Genomic DNA, 17,422 nt, shown 5'->3' on the forward strand with positions numbered 1-17,422 from the left:
GGTTCGGTATCCGGGTTCAGGCAGTCGGAGCAGCGGTGCGACCGGCTTCACGCAGTCGAGCGGTTGCTTCGACATCGACGGATCGGCCATCGTCGCCGATCACGACGCCGTAGTCGCGGTGGGCGCCCTCGACGCTGACGACGTCGTCCATTACGTCGCGCAGCACCGCGTCGGGCTCCCGCTCGAACGCGTTGCCCCAGCCGCCCCCGCCGGGGGTGTCGGCAATCATCCGTGCGGGACCCATCCGCTTCACGCCGTACTTGGGCGGCACGAATGTCGGGCCGTCTTGTTCAACGTCGACGGGGGCGATCCATTCCAAGCCGACTCCGCCGGTGCCGCCGCCGCGCACACCGTGTCCCGACGGTGTGTCGAGGCCCTCAGCCCGGAACGACCAGATGGCGGGCTGGAGGATGTCGGCCTCGTAGCGCACCCCGGTGCCGCCACGGCGGCGACCCGGTCCGGCGTTGTCGCGGCGCTGCTCGTGGCGCACGTAGCGCACCGGATACATCTGCTCGTGGAACTCCAAGTTGGGCATGTCGAGGCCGCCGAGGCTGATCAGGTGCCCCATCTGCACGAAGCCGTCACGCTCTGCGGTGGCGCCTGGCGTGCCCATGGCGTGCCACTGGTACATCACCCACGTGGTGCCGTCGTCGTTGCGACCGGCCACATGGCCGTGCATCGTCTTGGACCACGCCGCGCACGCCCTGCCGGGGTCGGCCTGGGCGAGCGCCTGCCAGGTGGCGATCACGATCTCGTGCGCCACGTACACCGTGTTCATGGTCATCGGCGCGGGCGGGCGCGCATTCACGATGCTGCCCTCGGGGGCGATGACCGTGACCGGCCGGTAGGTGCCCTCGTTGCGAGGGATGGACGTGTCGAAGAACGACGACAGCGCCAGGAACACCGACGAGTACGTGTTGGCGACCGAGCTGTTCTTGAAGCCCTCGATCTGGGGATCGGTACCGGTGAAATCCAGCTCCATCTCGTCGCCGGTGATGGTCATGCGGACGCGCACGGCGATGTCGGCAGGTCCGAAGCAGTCGTTGTCGGTGCGGTCCTCGCCGTAGTAGGTGCCATCGGGCAGGGCCGCAATGGCGGCGCGCATGCGGCGCTCGCCGTGGGCGAGCACACCGTCGAGATAGGCCTGGTAGGCGTCGATGCCCAGCTCGGTGGCAAGCCCGATGACCCGTTCGGCGCCGATCCGGGTGGAGCCGATCATGGCCAGCAGGTCGCCGTCGAGCAGCTCGGGTGTACGGCAGTTGATGAGCAGCAGCTCCCAGAGATCTTCCCGGACCGCGCCGGCTTCGACCAGCTTGAGCACCGGCAGGCGGATGCCCTCCTGCCAGATCTCGGTGGCTTCGGGGTTGTAGGTGCCGGCCAGGCCGCCGCCGATGTCGGACTGGTGCGCCCGGTTGCAGCAGAAGCCGATGAGCGGGGGCGCGTCAGCGCCGTCGACTGATTCGTCTGACTCGGCGAAGATCGGCCGGGCGATGACCCAGTCGGGCAGGTGGTTACCGCCGGCCACATAGGGGTCTGACAGCAGATACACGTCCTCGGGCTCGATGCGGCCGCCGTACTTGGCCAGCAGCGCCCGCACGGCAAATCCGCCGCCGCCGGTGTGAATCGGGATGCCGTCGGCGTTGGCCACCAGCGTCCCGTCGGGAGTCGTCACGAAGCACGAGAAGTCGTGGCTCTGGCTGAAGATCGTGCTGCGGGCGGTACGAGTCATCACCCAGCCCATGTGGCGGCTGATCTGGTCCAGCCGGTTCTGCATGACGGCCAGCACGACCGGGTCGAGCTCGCCGCCCGCCCGCGTCGTCGTGGCTCGACCGTTCGTGCCGCCCTCGGCCGTCTCGGCCTCGCTGGGTGCGAGATCGATGAACAGGTCGCCGCTGGCGTCCACCCACAGGCGGTCGCCGGGGCGGGCGACGATCGTGGTGGTCAGCTCCTCGACGAGGGCCGGCCCGACGATCTGGTGACCCGAGCGCAGCGTCTCGCCGTCGTAGACCGGTGTGGGGCACCAGCCGAACGGGCCGTGCCACACCGACCTTGTCTCGAAGGGCTCAGGGTCGGCGACTGCAAGCGGCGAAGCCGTCGGAACAACGTCACCCGTCGATGCGCGGGCGATCAAGCGCAACGACGCAATCATGATCGTGCCGTCGGTCTGCACGTGGCCGTACAGGCGCTGGTATTCGGCTTCGAACGCTGAGCGCACATCAGCAACGTCGACGGTTGCAGCGCTGCCGACAAACGCCGGCACCCGGATCGACCACAGCTGGCCGGGGTGGTGAAGCTCCAGCTCGCAGTCCAGCGTCACCGCGGACTCATCAAAGCCCTCGGCGCCCATGACGCCGAGTGCGTCCGATTTCAGCTCGGCCAAACCAGTCTCGATCTCTGCGGTGTCCAGCTCGTCGAGCGAACCCATCAGGAAGCGGGTGAAGTCCTGGCGGACATCGGCGTGGAGCATCCCGATGGCGCACAGCGCACCGGCGTCGCGGGGCACATAGACACGCTCGCAGCCGAGGCCCGCAGCAACAGAGGCGCCGTGCATCGGGCCGGCCCCTCCCGCGGCAACCATGGTGAACCGCCGGGGCGAATGGCCCCGTTCGATCGAGATGTGCTCGGTGGCGCTGAGCAGGTGCTGCTCGACAACCTCCACGATCCCTGCAGCGGCCTCCTCGACAGTCATGCCGAGCGGCTCGGCCACATGGATCTCGATCGCCTCGCGGGCTGCGTCGATGTCGAGGTCCAAGGTGCCGCCGGCCGATTTGCCGGGACGCAGCCGGCCCAGCACGAGTTGCGCGTCGGTGACGGTGGGGAGTTCGCCGCCGTTGCCGTAGCAAGCAGGACCGGGGACAGCACCGGCGCCCTGGGGTCCCACGTACAGCAGGCCGGCCTCGTCGACGCCGGCGATCGTGCCGCCGCCCGCGCCGATCGTGTGGATGTCGATGGCCGGTGTGGAGACGTGGTAGCCGGCGATCATGATCTCGTCGCGGGTGTCCACCTCGCCGCCCGACATCAGCAGCACGTCGCACGACGTGCCGCCGATCTCCATCGAGACGAGATTGCCCGGCTGCGCCGCCGTGCGTGTCGCGGAGCTGTCCAGTGCGGTGTCGACCGCCTCGCGGTACAGGTTCAGCGCGCCCACGGCGGCGGCGGGTCCGCTCAGCAGCAGGTTCACCGGTCGCTCGGACAGATGGTCAACAGAGGCAGCCCCGCCGTTGGACTGCACCAGCAGGATCGAGTGGCGCAGACCGGCGGCCGCCAGATCGTCGTTCAGCGATTGCAGGTACGACACGATCTTCGGCGAGAGCGCCGCATTGACGACCGCCGTGGAGGTCCGCTCGTACTCGCCCATCAGCGGCGACACGGCTGCCGACGCGGTCACCCAGCCGCCGTCCCAGTGTTCGCGCACCGCCTCGGTCGCGGCTTGCTCGTGTGCGTCGTTGACGAACGAGTTCATGAAAGCGACGGCCACGGCCTCCACGCCGTGGCTGTCGAATCGGTCGAGGATGTCGCCGAGGCCGTCCAGGTCGAGCGGAGCATGCTCGGTGCCGTCGGCGTCGATGCGGCCCGGCACCGTGGTCCGCAGGTAGCGAGGCACCAGCACGGGGGCGTAGGGAGCCCGGTGATTCCACTGGTCCTCGCGCAGCCCGCGGCGGATCTCGAGCGTGTCACGGAAGCCATCGGTGCCGATCAGGCCGACGGTGGCGCCGGTTCCCTCCAGCATCGTGTTGGTGGCCACCGTCGAGCCGTGCACGAACAGCGAGCAGTCGGCCAGCACCTCATCGAGCGGCAGGCCCGCTTCGACCGCGACGCGTGCAAGCGCGGCATGCACACCACGGCTCGGGTCGGCCGGTACCGAGGGCACTTTCGCCACCCAGGTGTCGCCGTGGTCGTCGGCCAGCACCAAGTCGGTAAAGGTGCCCCCGACGTCCACACCGATGCGCCACGGCGCCACCGGCCGTCGCTGCGAGCGGTCGGCCCCACCGGTAGTGCCGTTGGGGCCAGGCGTGGTCGTGGACTCGCTCATCCCCCCAGTCTCGCAGCATTGCCCAACCCACAGCTTGTCCAGTCGCCGATGGGGGTCCAACCAGCCGCGATTGCTCTCGCCGTGGGGGTGCCGCAGCGCTGAAAGCGCACGCGCGGTTTGCGAGACTGAGCCGATGCCGGGACGATCTCGGCCTGATCGGGGGGGGCAAGATGCGGGAGCAGGACTGGAGCGCACCGCAGTCGGCGGCGCTCTATGAGCGGGCCCAGCGCTCGATTCCCGACGGCTCGTCGAGGTCGATGCTGCTGCGGCGCCCCCATCCCATCTATGTCGACCACGCCGCCGGTGCGTGGGTCACCGATGTGGACGGCAACCGCTACCTCGACTGCAACAACAACTTCGCCTCGATCATCATCGGCCATGCCGACCCGGGCATCTCGGCAGCCGTTGCGGAGCGGATGGCGCGGGGCTCTGCCTTCTCGCTCGCCAACGATGTCGAGATCGATTTGGCCGAACTGCTCTGCGAGCGCGTCGAGAGCTTCGATCTGATCCGCTTCTGCAACTCCGGCACCGAGGCCGTGATGGCTGCGCTGAAGGCCGCACGCGGATTCACGGGGCGCCCCAACGTCATCAAGGTGGAAGGCGCCTATCACGGCACCTACGACCACGCTGAAGCCAGCCTCGGGGCCGACCCCAGTAACTGGGGAGATGCGGCGGCGCCCCGGACGGTGCCCTACGCGTTCGGCACGCCCACCTCAGTAGCCCACGAGGTCGGCATCATCGCCTACAACGACGCCGAGGGCGCCCGTGCGGCCATCGAGCGCGCCGGGGATCAGCTCGCCGCTGTGCTGCTCGATCCGATGCCGAACCGGGTCGGGATGCCCGACCTCGAACCCGAGTTCATCGCCGCCGTGCGCGAGACCACCCGCAAGGTCGGGGCCCTGCTGGTGCTCGACGAGGTGATCACGTTCCGGCTGGGCCACGGCGGCATGCAGACGCTGGCAGAGATCGACCCCGACCTGACCACGCTGGGCAAGATCATCGGCGGGGGATTCCCGGTGGGAGCGATCGCCGGGCGCACCGGTCCGATGGAGACCTTCGTGCGGATCGACGGCGACCGGGCCAAGGTGCCCTCGGGCGGCACGTTTTCGGCCAACCCCATCACGATGGCTGCCGGCCACGAGACGATGACTCGACTCGACCACGACGCGTTCGCCCGGCTCAACCACATCGGTGAAGCGGTGCGCTCGGGCCTGCGAGAGCTCTTCGACCGTGCGGGCCTGGAGTGGCAGGTGACGGGCCGGGGCAGCCTGTTCCGGGTGCACCCCCACCAGCGCCACATCCGCGACTACCGCGACTCGTACCAATCCAGCGACGAGAAAGCGGTCATCGAGCAGTTCGGCCTGCGCATGCAGGCCAACGGCGTCTACTTCATCGGCGACAGCCTGGGTTCGCTGAACTTGGCCACCAGCGACGACGACATCGAGCACCTTTTGATGGCCGCAGCGGCCTCGCTGCCAGGGGGATAATGCGGGGCAATGCCGACGACGCCGCTTGACCACGACGCTCCAGTCAACATCGCTTCGGGCTTCGACGCCGACCCTGCCAACTCGCTGTCGTTGCATGCCGATGCGTACATCTCCCAGCGCTGGCACGACATCGAGCAGCGTGAGGTGTTCGCTCGGAGCTGGCAGTGGGTGTGCCATGTCGAGTCGCTGCGCAATCCCGGCGACTACGTGGCGCTGCAGGTCGCCGGAATGCCGATCGCACTGGTGCGAGGCAACGACGGCGAGCTGCGGGCGTTCTACAACGTCTGCCAGCACCGGGCGCACCATGTGCTCGCCGGGGCCGGCAACACCGGCAGCATCGTGTGCCCGTACCACGGCTGGGCCTACGACCTGTCCGGCCAGCTGCACCGGGCCCGCGAGACGGACCGGGTGCCGGGGTTCGACCCGTCGCAGATCTGCCTGCAGGCAGTCCGGGCGGAGGAGTTCGGCGGCTTCGTCTACGTCAACCTCGACCCCGAGGCCGAGTCGCTGGCGGTCCAATCCGGTGACTTCGGCGCCGAGATCGCCCGCTGGGCGCCCGACGTGGCCGAGCTGACCCACGTCCGGCGCTTCAGCTACGAGATCGCCTCCAACTGGAAGAACGTGGTCGACAACTTCCTCGAGTGCTACCACTGCCACATCGCCCACCCAGACTTCGTGACGCTGGTGGAGATGGACACCTACCGCGTCACCACCCACGGCATCTATTCCAGCCACATGGCACGGGCAGGCCACTCGGACAACTCGGCCTACGACGTCGAAGGTTCCAGCGTGAAGGATCTCGCCGTGTGGTGGCTGTGGCCCAACACCTGCCTGATGCGCTACCCGGGCCGAGGCAACTTCAGCATCATGCAGATGGTGCCCACCGGGCCCGAGACCACCCACGAGACGATCGACTTCTACTTCGAATCGGCAGAGCTGGACCCTGGGGACATCGAGTCGATGCGCTACATCGACGAGATCCTCCAGCCCGAGGACATCGGCATCGTGGAGAGCGTCCAGAACGGGATGCGCACGCCCGCGTTTACCCAGGGCCGCATCGTGTGCGATCCAGACGGCTCCGGGCTCTCCGAGCACGGCGTGCACCACTTCCACGGGCTCGTGCTGGACGCCTACCGCCGCGCTGGCGCTGTCTAGCCATCTCGTCTTTGCGCCATTCCATCGGCCGCAGCAGCGGTTCTGCGACACTGAGCCGATGACGGAACGGATCGGGTCACACGCCGGTGGCCGACGCTCAGAATCGCAGTCAGCTGCGCTGTATGAGAAGGCGCACCAGTGGATTCCCGACGGCGTGTCGCGGGCGACGCTGTTGCGGCGGCCGAACCCGATCTACGTGGATCACGGCCAGGGTGCCTGGGTCACCGACGTTGACGGCAACCGCTACCTGGACTGCAACAACAACTTCACCTCGATCATCGTCGGGCACGCGAATCCGGCGGTGACGCAGGCGGTGAGCGCGCAGATGGCCCGCGGCACCGCGTTCGCGATGGCCAGCAACGCGGAGATCGAGCTCGCGGCGCTGCTGTGCGATCGGGTGGGGAGCTTCGAGCTGATCCGCTTCTGCAACTCGGGCACCGAGGCGGTCATGGGAGCGCTCAAGGCAGCCCGTGCGTTCACCGGGCGGCCGAACGTCATCAAGGTGGAGGGTGCGTACCACGGCACCTATGACCACGCCGAAGCGTCGCTGGCGTCGAACCCCACCAACTGGGGCGACGCGGCAGCACCGGTGACGGTGCCGTACTCGGTCGGCACGCCGGATTCGGTGACCGAGGAGGTCAGCGTCATCCACTTCAACGATGCCCACGGGGCTCGTGAGGCGATCCGGCGCCAGGGCGACCGCTTGGCCGCGGTGCTGCTCGACGTGATGCCGAGCCAGGTCGGGCTGCCGGCCATCGAGCCCGAGTTCATCGCGGCGGTTCGCGACACGACCCGCGAGGTAGGTGCGCTGCTGGTGCTCGACGAGGTGATCTCGTTCCGGCTGGGTTACAGCGGGGCGCAGACGCTGCTGGGCATCGACCCCGACATCACCGCCGTGGCCAAGATCATCGGCGGCGGTTTCCCCGTCGGCGGGGTTGCGGGGCGCGAGGGACCGATGTCGACGTTTGCCCGGTCGGGGAGCGCCCGTGCCAAGGTGCCCTCGGGCGGGACGTTCACGGCGAATCCCGTCACCATGGCCGCCGGATTCGCGACGATGAGCCAACTCGACCACGACGCCTTCGCCCGCCTGGATGAGCTGGGCGACGCGGTGCGCAGCGGCCTCCGCTCTGCCATTGACGCAGCGGGCGTGGATTGGCAGGTGACCGGCCGCGGGAGCCTGTTCAAGGTGCATCCGCACACCAGGCACATACGCAACTACCGCGACGCGCATCTCAGCAGCGACGAGGCAGCCGAGCTGGAGCACTTCGAGCACGCGGTCCAAGCGGCTGGCGTCTATCTCTCCGGAGGGGGATTTGGCAGCATCAGCCTGGCTGCCACCGACGACGACATCGACTTCCTGCTCGAGGGCGCCGCTGCTGCGTTTGCGGGCTGAGTCGGGGCGGAGCGGGAGACTCGCGCCGGCGACCTGAGCGCGGACGCGGGCCCGGGCTGGCTTCTAGCCTCGGCGCGATGACGGGCGAAACCGACACAGATCCGAACCTCCTGCCGGCCGTCGAGCTGGCCTCGCTGATCCGTCAGGGTCGCGTGTCGGCAGCGGAAGCGCTGGAGGGCGCGATCAACCGCTACGAGCGCTTCAACCCCGCGGTGAACGCGGTGATTGTGACCAGGATCGACGAGGCGCGCGAGCGGGCTGCTGCCGCCGACGCGGCGCTGGCGGCCGGGGAGTGCTGGGGGCCGCTGCACGGCGTGCCGATGACCATCAAGGAAGCATTCGACTGGGTTGGCACCCCGTCGACGTGGGGCAACCCGCCGTGGGCCGACAACGTGGCCGACGCCGACGCTGTCACGGTGACGCGCTACCTCGATGCGGGCGCGGTGATCTGGGGTAAGACCAATGTGCCGCTCATGCTGGGCGACTGGCAGAGCTTCAACGACATCTACGGCTGCACCAACAACCCGTGGGACCTGAACCGCGTACCCGGCGGATCGTCGGGGGGTTCGGCGGTGGCGCTGGCGACCGGCATGGCCTCGCTGGAACTGGGCTCCGACATCGGCGCGTCCATCCGAAACCCGGCGCACTACTGCGGCGTGTTCGGCCACAAGCCGACCTACGGCCTGGTGCCCGACGCGGGTCACGCGGTGCCCGGCGCGCTGGTCGGCAGCGACATCGCCGTGTGCGGGCCGCTGGCGCGCAGCGCTGCCGATCTGGATGTGGCGCTCGATGTGCTCGCCGGGCCGGCCGGCCTGGATGCGCACGGCTACCGCGTGGCGCTGGCACCAGAGCACCGTGACACGCTGGGTGCGTTCCGGGTAGGCGTGATGCTCGACACGCCGGTGATCCGCAATTCGACCGCCATGATCGACACGCTGCAGCGGGCGGTGGATGCGCTGGCAGCCGCCGGTGCCGACGTCAGCGAAGCCACTCCCGACATCGACCAGCACGAGTTCCACGAGAACTACCTCATGCTGCTGCGAGCCGCCACCGGCGCGCTGGCCGACGAGGCAATGTGGAACGACGCGCAGTCCCGCGCCCACCGGTACAACGACGGCGAGGGCGACTACCAGTCGCTGGTCGACTACGCGATGACAATGAGCCACCGCGAGTGGTTCATGCACCACAACAAGCGCGAGGGCTACCGGGCCGCGTGGGCGAGGTTCTTCGACGATTACGACCTGCTGCTGTGCCCGATCGCCGCCTCGGCCGCATTCGTGCACGACCACACCGGCACCCGTCCCTCTCGGACCATCGACATCGACGGCCACCAGGAACTCGGCGTCGATCAGCTCTTCTGGGCGGGGTGGAGCTGCAGCGTGTACCTGCCGGGCACCGTTGCCCCCGTGGGGCTGACGGCCGACGGGCTGAATCTCCCGGTCGGGATCCAGATCGTTGCCCCTCACCTGGGCGACCGGCGCGGCATCCGGTATGCGTCGCTCATCGAACGCACGCTGGGCGGCTTCGTCTCGCCTCCCGGCTACGAATAGCGACGCGCCGTCTGCTAGAGAACTAGGCCGTGACGAACACCCCCGAGACAGACACAGCGGCGGCCGTCAACGCGGCCCTGGACGAACTGTTGGACCAGTTGGACCTGCAGCGCAACGGCGACGGGGCCGACACGTTCCGGGGCAAGGGCTCCGGCTTCGACGAGTTCGGGCTATACGGCGGCCACGTGCTTGCGCAGGCGGTGGTCGCGGCGCAGCGCACCGTGGACGAGGGCCGGCTGATGAACTCGGTGCATGCCGTGTTCCTGCGGGGCGGTGACGGCATGGCAGAGGTGGATTACACGGTCGACCGCGTGCGCGAGGGCCGGGCATTCTGCAGCCGTCGGGCGCAGGCGCACCAGTTCGATCGGCTCATCTTCGAGCTGATGGCGACGTTCCACGTTCCCGAGACCGGCAAGGTCGACATCGAGTGCCCGCTGCCTGACGACGCGCCGCCGCCCGAGTCGCTGCCCACCTACCAGGAGTGCATCGCCGAGGTGGGCCCGATCTTCGGCGAGCAGTGGTCGTACATGACCCGTCCCGTGGAATACCGGTTGGCCCACGCGCCATGGGCACCGACGGGGCCCTCGCCACGCGGCGGCATCGACTACTGGTTCCGGGCGCCCCGGCGGCTGCCCGACGATCCGGCCATCCACGAAGCGGTCATCGCGTACATGAGCGACGACTGCCTCGCCGACAACGTCATCGTGCCCTACGGGGTCACCTGGCTGGACAGCGAGGTGCAGGTGGTCAGCCTGGATCACGCCATGTGGTTCCACGCCCCGGCCCGCGCCGACGAGTGGATCTACTGCGAGCAGCGACCGCTGATGGCAGGCGGCAACCGCGGCACCGCCGAGGCCCGCTTCTGGCAAGACGGCCGCCTCGTCGCGACTGCGGTTCAGGAAGCCCTCGCCCGCCTCTGACGCGCCCCGCTGCCCTGCCCGGCCCGCAGCTGCGGTCGGCAGCAGGGACGTTCAGGCGACGATGCCCTTGTTGCGGAGGTCGGCGATCTCGGCGGGGGAGCGGCCCAGCTCGGCCAGTACTTCGTCGGTGTGCTCGCCCTTGGCCGGGGCTTGGCTCTCCAGCGCAGTGGGTGTCTTGGAGAACCGGGCCGGAAAGCGGGTAGTGCGGACCTGGCCCGCCACGGGATGGTGATGGGTCAGCACCGTTCCGTTGTGCTGCACCTGTGGGTCGTCGAACACTTCGGTGATGTCCAGCACCGGCGCACAGGGAACGTCTGCGCTCTCGAGCAGCTTGAGCGCCTCGGCCGTGGTGAATTCGCCGAGCAGCTCGGCGAATTCCTGCTGGTGTTCATTCGAGTTGCGTATCCGGGCCTCGCGGGTGGCAAAGCGAGGATCGTCGGCCAGGTGCGTCACATCGAGCGCGAGGCACACGCGGCGGTATTGGTCGTCTGACGGCCAGATGGCGCCCACCGCGCCGTCGGTCGTCTTCCATGGGCTGTACCACTCGCTGTAGGACGGCGTCGGCGTGGCGTCGGGCACTGACTCGTTCCAGAAGTAGTCGAGCCACATCCACGACAGCGTCGAATCGAGCAGGTTGACCTCGACGTGCTGGCCGCCTGCGCCGTTTGCCCTCGCCAGTAAGGCCCCGAGGACAGCGTTTGCGCCCGTCATCGCCGTGGTCTTGTCTGCCGTGGCGGACTTGACGAAGTCGCCGCCCTGCGCCTCTGTCATGCCCGTCAGCGATTGGATGATCGGGTCGTACACCGGTTGGTGCGCATAGGGCCCGTCGGGGCCGAAACCCGACACCGACAGGTACACGAGATCAGGGTTGACGGCGCTGAGATCGTCGTAGCCGATGCGCAGGCGTTCGGCCACACCGGGTCGGAAGTTCTGGACGAACACGTCGGCACCTTCGACGAGCTGCAGCAGGATCTCGCGCCCGCGCTCGTCGCGGATGTCGAGATCCATGCCGCGCTTGTTGCGGTGCATCTGGACCCAGCAGCCCGATTGGTCGGCGACGATCGCACCGGTCAGGCGCATGACATCGGAAGCACCCACCTTCTCGATCAGCACGACATCGGCGCCCATCTCTGCAAGTTGCGACGACACCCACGCTCCGGCAACCGCCGACGAGACGTCGATCACCTTGATGCCATCGAGCGGTCCAGATCCCATCGGTGCCTCCCTATTGCGCTTGCGCGGCTGCGGTCTGGTGCTGGCGGATGAACCGGATCACGGCCTCGTTCCAGCCAGCGGGGTCGTGCGCGTTCACTGCATGCGACGCTGGCAGATCCACGATCTCGAGGTCGGGAATGCGCCTCGCTGCCGGCACGAGCTGCTGGAAGCGGCCTTCTTCGGTGCCGTTGGTGAGCAGCACCGGCACCGCGATCTCCCCCAGGCGCTCGCCCAGCGGAATGCCGGCGTTGGTGAGCCGGAATGTGTTCAGCAGGCCAGCGGCGTCGTGCTCGGAGAACTCGCCGGCCAGCTTGGCCCGGACCTGCGGCGAGATGCGCGCCGAACGGCCGGGGTTGATCCAGCTGTCCCGCAGGCTCTCGACCCCGTGGGCTTCCAGCTCGCGGCAGCGGTCCTCCACCAAGGTCGCGATGCGCTCGGCCCACACCGCGGGCTCGCTGAATGCCGACGACGAGTTGGTGATGACAGCGCCCAATACTCGGGTTGGATGTGCGAGCACGTAGTGCAGGGCCAGCGCCGCACCCAGTGATTGGCCAATGAGCCAGAGGCGATCGGCGCCGAGCCGGAACCGCAGGCGTTCGAACTCGGTCACGTAACCGCCTGGCCGGTAGCGCTCAGGATCGGCAGGACTGGGGGAGCGGCCGTGACCCCACAGCTCAACGACGACGGGGCGGCACACGCTCTGCAGCGCAGCGACGTTGTCGTCCCAGTACGAGCGGCTGCCGAGCGCCCCGTGCACCACGAGCGCGAACGGCCCGTCGCCGTCGTGCACCACGGCGTGGAGGTGGTCTCGGTCGGCCGTCATCGCCCGGTTCTCAGCGTGGGTCGCGCGCTGTCACGGCAAGCGGCTCGGGACGATCATCTGGCAGCTCGTGCGGCTGGGTGCTGAGACGTTCAGAAGCCGTCGGGGCGCTGGAAGCCGCCCAGTGCTTCTTCGAGGAAGCGTCCGACCGCCAAAGTGGTGCGGTCTTCCAGGAACGGCCCGGCGATCTGCACGCCGACCGGCAGGTCGCCGATCATCCCCACCGGGACCACCGTGGCGGGCAGCCACGACACTCCGGTCAGCCCCATCCACTTGATGATGTCGAAGTAGGGGCGACTCTGGCCGTTCACGGTGATCCTGCGGCTAGTCGCGGGCTTGCTGTGATCGTGGCGGATGGCAGCAGTCGGGGTCACCGGCAGCAGCACCACGTCCCAGTCGGCGAAGAACTCTTCCCAGCGCTTGCGCTGCTGGAGCCTGCGCTCGTGCCAGCTCAGCCACTCGCGGTGCCGCATGGCGGCATACCAGATGCCGAGGTCGCCTTGCGGTTCGCCCTCCGAAGTCGCAATCTCCTCGAGCTCGGCGAGCGTCCACGTCCCGGCTTCGGCCGCCGAGAGCAGATGCAAGAAGGTGTCCACCGCCTTCTCGAAGGTGAACGTCGGGCGGGCATCGGTGTCGACCCGGGCACCCGCGCTTTCGAGTGCGCGCGCGGCGCCCATGAGCAGTTCCCGGTAGTCCGAGTCGATCGGGCAGAGCTCTTCGTCGAGCCAGACCGCCACCCGGAAGTCGGAGATGTCGCTGTGACGCGCCGGCGGCAGGTCGATCGAATAGGCCTTCGAGTTCCACGCGTCGGGTCCGGCGAGCACATCGAGCGCCATCGAGAGGTCGTCGACGTCACGGGCCATCGGGCCGGCCACGGCGATGTCGGCTTGGCTGAGCGTGCCGGGCATGCCGGGAATCTGGCCGAGGGCCGAGACGAGGCCGTAGCTGGGCTTGTGCCCGCTCACCCCTGACCAGTGCGACGGGATGCGAATCGAGCCGCCGATGTCGGAACCCAGCTCGAGCGGGGTGTATCCCGCGGCCAGCGCAGCGCCCGAACCACCCGAGGAGCCGCCGGGCGTGTGCTCGATGTTGTACGGGTTGCCGGTCGTCCCGTACACCTTGTTGTAGGACTGGGCGTCGCCTGCGAAGATCGGCAGGTTCGTCTTGGCATACACGATCGCACCGGCGGCCTTGTAACGGGCCACGGGATCGGCGTCGCGTTCGGGCACGAAGTCGGCCAGCGCCGGGGCGCCAGAGGTCGTGACGAGGCCCTCGGTCTGGAACGAGTCCTTGATGGTGACCGGCACACCGTGCAGCGGGCCGAGTTCGTCCCCGCGAGTCACAGCGGCATCGGCGGCGTCGGCTGCGGCGCGGGCACGCTCCGCATCGAGAGCGACAACGGCGTTGACGGGACCGTCGAGCCGGTCCACCCGCGCGAGCGCGGCCTCGAGCAGCTCCCGGGAGGAAACTTCTCCCGCGGCCACAGCAGCAGCCGTCTGTGTGGTGGTGGCGTAGGCGAAGTCGTCAGCGGCCATCAGCGGGCCCTCCTGGTGCAACGGTGCCGTGTTCGGCAGGCAACCTAGTTCGCCGTCCCCGCCCGCCGCCCGGTTGGGTCGCCGCCAGAAAATCGTTTGCCCCGCTGTTGCCGGGGCACGACCGTATATCAGTGCGAAACATCATGAAATTCATTATTGCGGCATTGCTCGTTGCCGGGATCGGCCTGGCGCCGCAGCCAGCCTCCGCTGCAGCCGCTTTCGCTCTCGGCGCGTCCAACCGGAGCGTCGCGTTCCAGACCGGCAGCGTGGGCACGGCGACCTCCGGGATGCTGTCGGCGCTGTCTCTTCCGCCACCGGTCCCATTCTTTGCGCCCCCGGCCCAGCGGGTCCGCACCCTGGTCGGTGTCGACACCTGGTTCTGGGTCACAGCCGCCAGCTGGCGACCTGTCGTGCGCGTCGTCCTCGTGGGCAAGGTGGTGGTGACGCTCGTCGCGACGCCGGTGACGCTGCAGTTCGTACCCGGTGACGGCTCGCCGCCGGTGTCGTGCCCTGGACCGGGCACACCCTGGCTGTGGCCAGGAACCCGATCGCTGTGCAGCCACACCTTCCAGCGAACGTCGATGTCGCGAGCGCTGGGCCGTTTCAGCGGCACGGTGCAGACGATGTGGACGATCCGGTGGACATCGAGCACGGGGTTGTCCGGCACTGCTGGTCCGGTCGCGGTTCCCACGCCAGTCTCGCTGCGGGTTGTCGAGGCCCAAGCTGTGCTGGAGCGTTGATCAGGGGCCACGCGATGGCGCATTAGGTTCTGCGCGCAACACCGATGCCACTGCGTTGCCGCAAGGGACGCTGACCACTAGGAGACTGCCGTGCTCGACCTTCGCGTCTTGGATCTGTCGGATCATCGGGGCCAGCTGACCGGGGCAGTGCTGGCCGACCTCGGTGCCGATGTGATCTTGGTGGAGCCGCCGGGCGGGTCGGCAGCGCGCACCGTCGGGCCTTTCGTGGCAGGCCGCGACGACGACCCCGAGGCTTCGCTGTGGTTCTGGTCGTACAACCGGGGCAAGCGCAGCATCGTGCTGGACCTCGACACCGATGAGGGTCGTGACCGGCTGCTCGAGCTCGCAGCCGGTGCTGACGTGGTGATCGAGTCCGACGTGCCCGGTGCGATGGCCGCGAGAGGCCTGGGCGCCGACGATCTAGCCGCGGCCAATCCTGCACTCGTCTACACGTCGATCACGCCGTTCGGCCAGAGCGGCCCCAAGGCGCATTGGGCAGCGACCGATCTCGTGGTCTCGGCGGCTTCGATGCTGTCCAACATCATCGGCGACGACGATCGGCCGCCGCTGCGCATCCCGCTCGACCAGTGCTTCCTGCACGCATCTGCCGAAGCAGCGGCCGCCACGATGATCGCGTTGCGCGAGCGCAGCCGATCAGGTCAGGGCCAGCACGTCGACGTGAGCGCTCAGCAGGCCGCAGGCCAAGCGTTGCAGTCGATGTCGCTGTGCCACCTGTACAACTCGCCAGAGGCCACACGATTCAGCGGCGGCGTCAGGCTGGGCCCGTTCACCGTCCGTCTGCGCTCCCCGGCCTCGGACGGGTACGTATCCACCACGGTCCTGTTTGGCGAGTCCATCGGCCCGTTCGGCCAGCGGCTGTTCGAATGGATGCACGCCCAAGGCGGCTGCTCCGACGACGACCTCGAGATCGACTGGATCAACTTCGTCGAAGGCGTGATGACGGGCCGCATCGGCTTCGGCGAGTACGACCGCATCCAGCAGGTCGCCGCTGACTTCACCGCTGGGCGCACCAAGGCGGAGCTGCTGGAGTCAGCACTTGAGCATCGGCTGCTGATGGTGCCCATCTCCACGGTGCAAGACGTGGTGGAGGCGCCGCACTACGCGGAGCGAGGCTTCTGGCGCGACATCGATGTCGGCGACCAGCAGGCCGTGCGGTTCCCGGGGCCGTTCGCGCTCATGAGCCGCACGCCGATCGAACTCGGGGGGCCGCCGCCGACGGTGGGCGAGCACACCGATGCGGTGCTGGGCGACGCAGCCGCGACGCCGCTCACTCCCGCGCTGGCTGCCGAGGAGGTGTCGGCGCGCCTGACCGCAGCGGTGCCCGCCGGTCACCGCGACCCCGCGCAGCCGCTCGCCGACGTCAAGATCCTCGACTTCATGTGGGTGATGGCCGGACCGGCGGCCACGAGAGTGCTGGCCGATTGGGGCGCCACCGTGGTGCGAGTCGAATCGTCGAACAAGGTCGAGGCGGCCCGCACCATCCAGCCATTCCTCAACGACGAGGGCGGCCCCGACAACGGCGGTCTCTACCAGAACATGAACGCAGGAAAGCTCGGCATCACCATCGACATGGCCAAGATGGACCAGCCGGCCTGCCGGGAGTTGGTGCTCGACCTGGTGCGCTGGGCAGATGTGGTCTGCGAGTCATTCTCGCCTAGAGCGATGCGCGAGTGGGGCCTCTCATACGACGACCTGTGCGAGGTGAATCCCGACCTCATCATGGCGTCGAGCTGTCTCTTCGGGCAGTTCGGGCCGCTGTCGTCGCTCGCAGGCTTCGGGACCATGGGGGCATCGATGTCGGGCTTCTATGAGATGACCGGCTGGCCCGACCGTGACCCCGCCGGGGTCTTCGGCGCCTACACCGACTACGTGTCGCCACGATTCTTGAGCACAGCGATTCTGGCTGCGCTGGACCATCGAGACCGGACCGGCGAGGGTCAGTACATCGACCTCTCCCAGGCCGAGGCGTCCATGTCGTTCCTGGCACCGGCGGTGCTCGACTACACGCTCAACGGCCAGATGCCCGCCAAGCTGGGCAACGCTCATCCGCAGATGTCGCCCCACGGCGTGTACGCGAGCGCGGGCGAGAACCGCTGGATCGCCATCGCCTGCGAGAACGACGACCAATGGAAGGCGCTGTGTTGGATTGTCGGGGAGTCGCTGGGCGAATTCGGCGAGCTGAGCGTGGATGAGCGCCGGGAGCGAGCCGATGAGATCGACGCAGCGATCACGGCGTGGACGTCGTGCCGGGAAGGCAGCGAAGCCGACGCGCTCTTGCAGCGTGGGGGCATACCTGCTCATGCGATCCCGAACTCGGTGACGATGCCCACCGACGGTCAGCTCGTGCATCGCAGTCACTTCCGCAATGTCACCCATGCCACGAACGGCACGATGTGGGTGGAAGGCGCTCGGTTCGCGATGTCACGCAGCTCCGACGGCATCCACCACGGCGGGCCGACCTACGGCGAGCACACCTTCGAAGTGCTGGAGCGGCTGCTCGGTTACGACGCGGATCAGATCGCCGAGCTGGCGGTGGCTGGGGTGCTCGAATAG

The 17,422-nt window shown here is 68.4% G+C and carries 11 protein-coding genes; 7 read left to right on the plus strand and 4 right to left on the minus strand.

The features are described 5' to 3' along the window. Nucleotides 1–16: 16 nt before the first annotated feature. Nucleotides 17–4,033, minus strand: coding sequence for a hydantoinase B/oxoprolinase family protein (locus tag ACOGW9_RS15405; RefSeq protein WP_419912812.1), 4,017 nt, complete (start codon nt 4,031–4,033; stop codon nt 17–19). A 170-nt stretch (nt 4,034–4,203) separates the two neighbouring features. On the opposite strand from ACOGW9_RS15405, the gene ACOGW9_RS15410 reads away from it, so the two are divergent. From ACOGW9_RS15410 to ACOGW9_RS15430, 5 genes are all read left to right on the plus strand, one after another. After that, the gene (locus ACOGW9_RS15410) at nt 4,204–5,520 is read left to right on the plus strand and encodes an aspartate aminotransferase family protein (protein ID WP_419912814.1); all 1,317 of its coding nucleotides are present in this window, start codon (nt 4,204–4,206) and stop codon (nt 5,518–5,520) included. Nucleotides 5,521–5,529: 9 nt separating this feature from the next. Further along, nucleotides 5,530–6,675: an aromatic ring-hydroxylating oxygenase subunit alpha gene (locus tag ACOGW9_RS15415; RefSeq protein ID WP_419912816.1), complete on the plus strand. Its 1,146-nt coding sequence runs from the start codon at nt 5,530–5,532 to the stop codon at nt 6,673–6,675. Between the two features lie 58 nt (nt 6,676–6,733). Then, nucleotides 6,734–8,068: an aspartate aminotransferase family protein gene (locus tag ACOGW9_RS15420; protein ID WP_419912818.1), complete on the plus strand. Its 1,335-nt coding sequence runs from the start codon at nt 6,734–6,736 to the stop codon at nt 8,066–8,068. 77 nt (nt 8,069–8,145) lie between these two features. After that, complete coding sequence (locus ACOGW9_RS15425) at nt 8,146–9,618, plus strand: amidase (protein WP_419912820.1); 1,473 nt, start codon at nt 8,146–8,148, stop codon at nt 9,616–9,618. 29 nt (nt 9,619–9,647) lie between these two features. After that, complete coding sequence (locus ACOGW9_RS15430; protein WP_419912822.1) at nt 9,648–10,538, plus strand: acyl-CoA thioesterase; 891 nt, start codon at nt 9,648–9,650, stop codon at nt 10,536–10,538. A gap of 51 nt (nt 10,539–10,589) precedes the next feature. On the opposite strand, the gene ACOGW9_RS15435 is transcribed toward ACOGW9_RS15430, so the two are convergent. The 3 genes from ACOGW9_RS15435 to ACOGW9_RS15445 form a co-directional block, all read right to left on the minus strand. After that, on the minus strand, nt 10,590–11,753 hold the full coding sequence (locus tag ACOGW9_RS15435) for a CaiB/BaiF CoA transferase family protein (protein ID WP_419912824.1): 1,164 nt from the start codon (nt 11,751–11,753) through the stop codon (nt 10,590–10,592). Between the two features lie 10 nt (nt 11,754–11,763). Further along, nucleotides 11,764–12,576: an alpha/beta fold hydrolase gene (locus tag ACOGW9_RS15440; protein ID WP_419912826.1), complete on the minus strand. Its 813-nt coding sequence runs from the start codon at nt 12,574–12,576 to the stop codon at nt 11,764–11,766. 89 nt (nt 12,577–12,665) lie between these two features. After that, nucleotides 12,666–14,108: an amidase gene (locus ACOGW9_RS15445; RefSeq protein WP_419912828.1), complete on the minus strand. Its 1,443-nt coding sequence runs from the start codon at nt 14,106–14,108 to the stop codon at nt 12,666–12,668. 143 nt (nt 14,109–14,251) lie between these two features. On the opposite strand from ACOGW9_RS15445, the gene ACOGW9_RS15450 reads away from it, so the two are divergent. Together ACOGW9_RS15450 and ACOGW9_RS15455 are read left to right on the plus strand one after the other, a co-directional pair. Further along, nucleotides 14,252–14,848 carry a hypothetical protein gene (locus tag ACOGW9_RS15450; protein WP_419912830.1) on the plus strand — a complete coding sequence of 199 codons (597 nt, stop codon included), beginning with the start codon at nt 14,252–14,254 and terminating at the stop codon, nt 14,846–14,848. A gap of 90 nt (nt 14,849–14,938) precedes the next feature. Next, on the plus strand, nt 14,939–17,422 hold the full coding sequence (locus ACOGW9_RS15455) for a CaiB/BaiF CoA transferase family protein (protein WP_419912832.1): 2,484 nt from the start codon (nt 14,939–14,941) through the stop codon (nt 17,420–17,422).

It is taken from the genome of Candidatus Poriferisodalis sp. (assembly GCF_965203655.1).
GTDB lineage: Bacteria > Actinomycetota > Acidimicrobiia > Acidimicrobiales > Poriferisodalaceae > Poriferisodalis.

Excerpts from the sequence above, each read along its gene's own strand:
- ACOGW9_RS15425 (WP_419912820.1), top strand. The coding sequence starts at position 8,146 with ATGACGGGCGAAACCGACACAGATCCGAACCTCCTGCCGGCCGTCGAG.
- ACOGW9_RS15420 (WP_419912818.1), top strand. The coding sequence starts at position 6,734 with ATGACGGAACGGATCGGGTCACACGCCGGTGGCCGACGCTCAGAATCG.
- ACOGW9_RS15405 (WP_419912812.1), bottom strand. The coding sequence starts at position 4,033 with ATGAGCGAGTCCACGACCACGCCTGGCCCCAACGGCACTACCGGTGGG.
- ACOGW9_RS15415 (WP_419912816.1), top strand. The coding sequence starts at position 5,530 with ATGCCGACGACGCCGCTTGACCACGACGCTCCAGTCAACATCGCTTCG.
- ACOGW9_RS15445 (WP_419912828.1), bottom strand. The coding sequence starts at position 14,108 with ATGGCCGCTGACGACTTCGCCTACGCCACCACCACACAGACGGCTGCT.
- ACOGW9_RS15440 (WP_419912826.1), bottom strand. The coding sequence starts at position 12,576 with ATGACGGCCGACCGAGACCACCTCCACGCCGTGGTGCACGACGGCGAC.
- ACOGW9_RS15435 (WP_419912824.1), bottom strand. The coding sequence starts at position 11,753 with ATGGGATCTGGACCGCTCGATGGCATCAAGGTGATCGACGTCTCGTCG.
- ACOGW9_RS15410 (WP_419912814.1), top strand. The coding sequence starts at position 4,204 with ATGCGGGAGCAGGACTGGAGCGCACCGCAGTCGGCGGCGCTCTATGAG.
- ACOGW9_RS15450 (WP_419912830.1), top strand. The coding sequence starts at position 14,252 with ATGAAATTCATTATTGCGGCATTGCTCGTTGCCGGGATCGGCCTGGCG.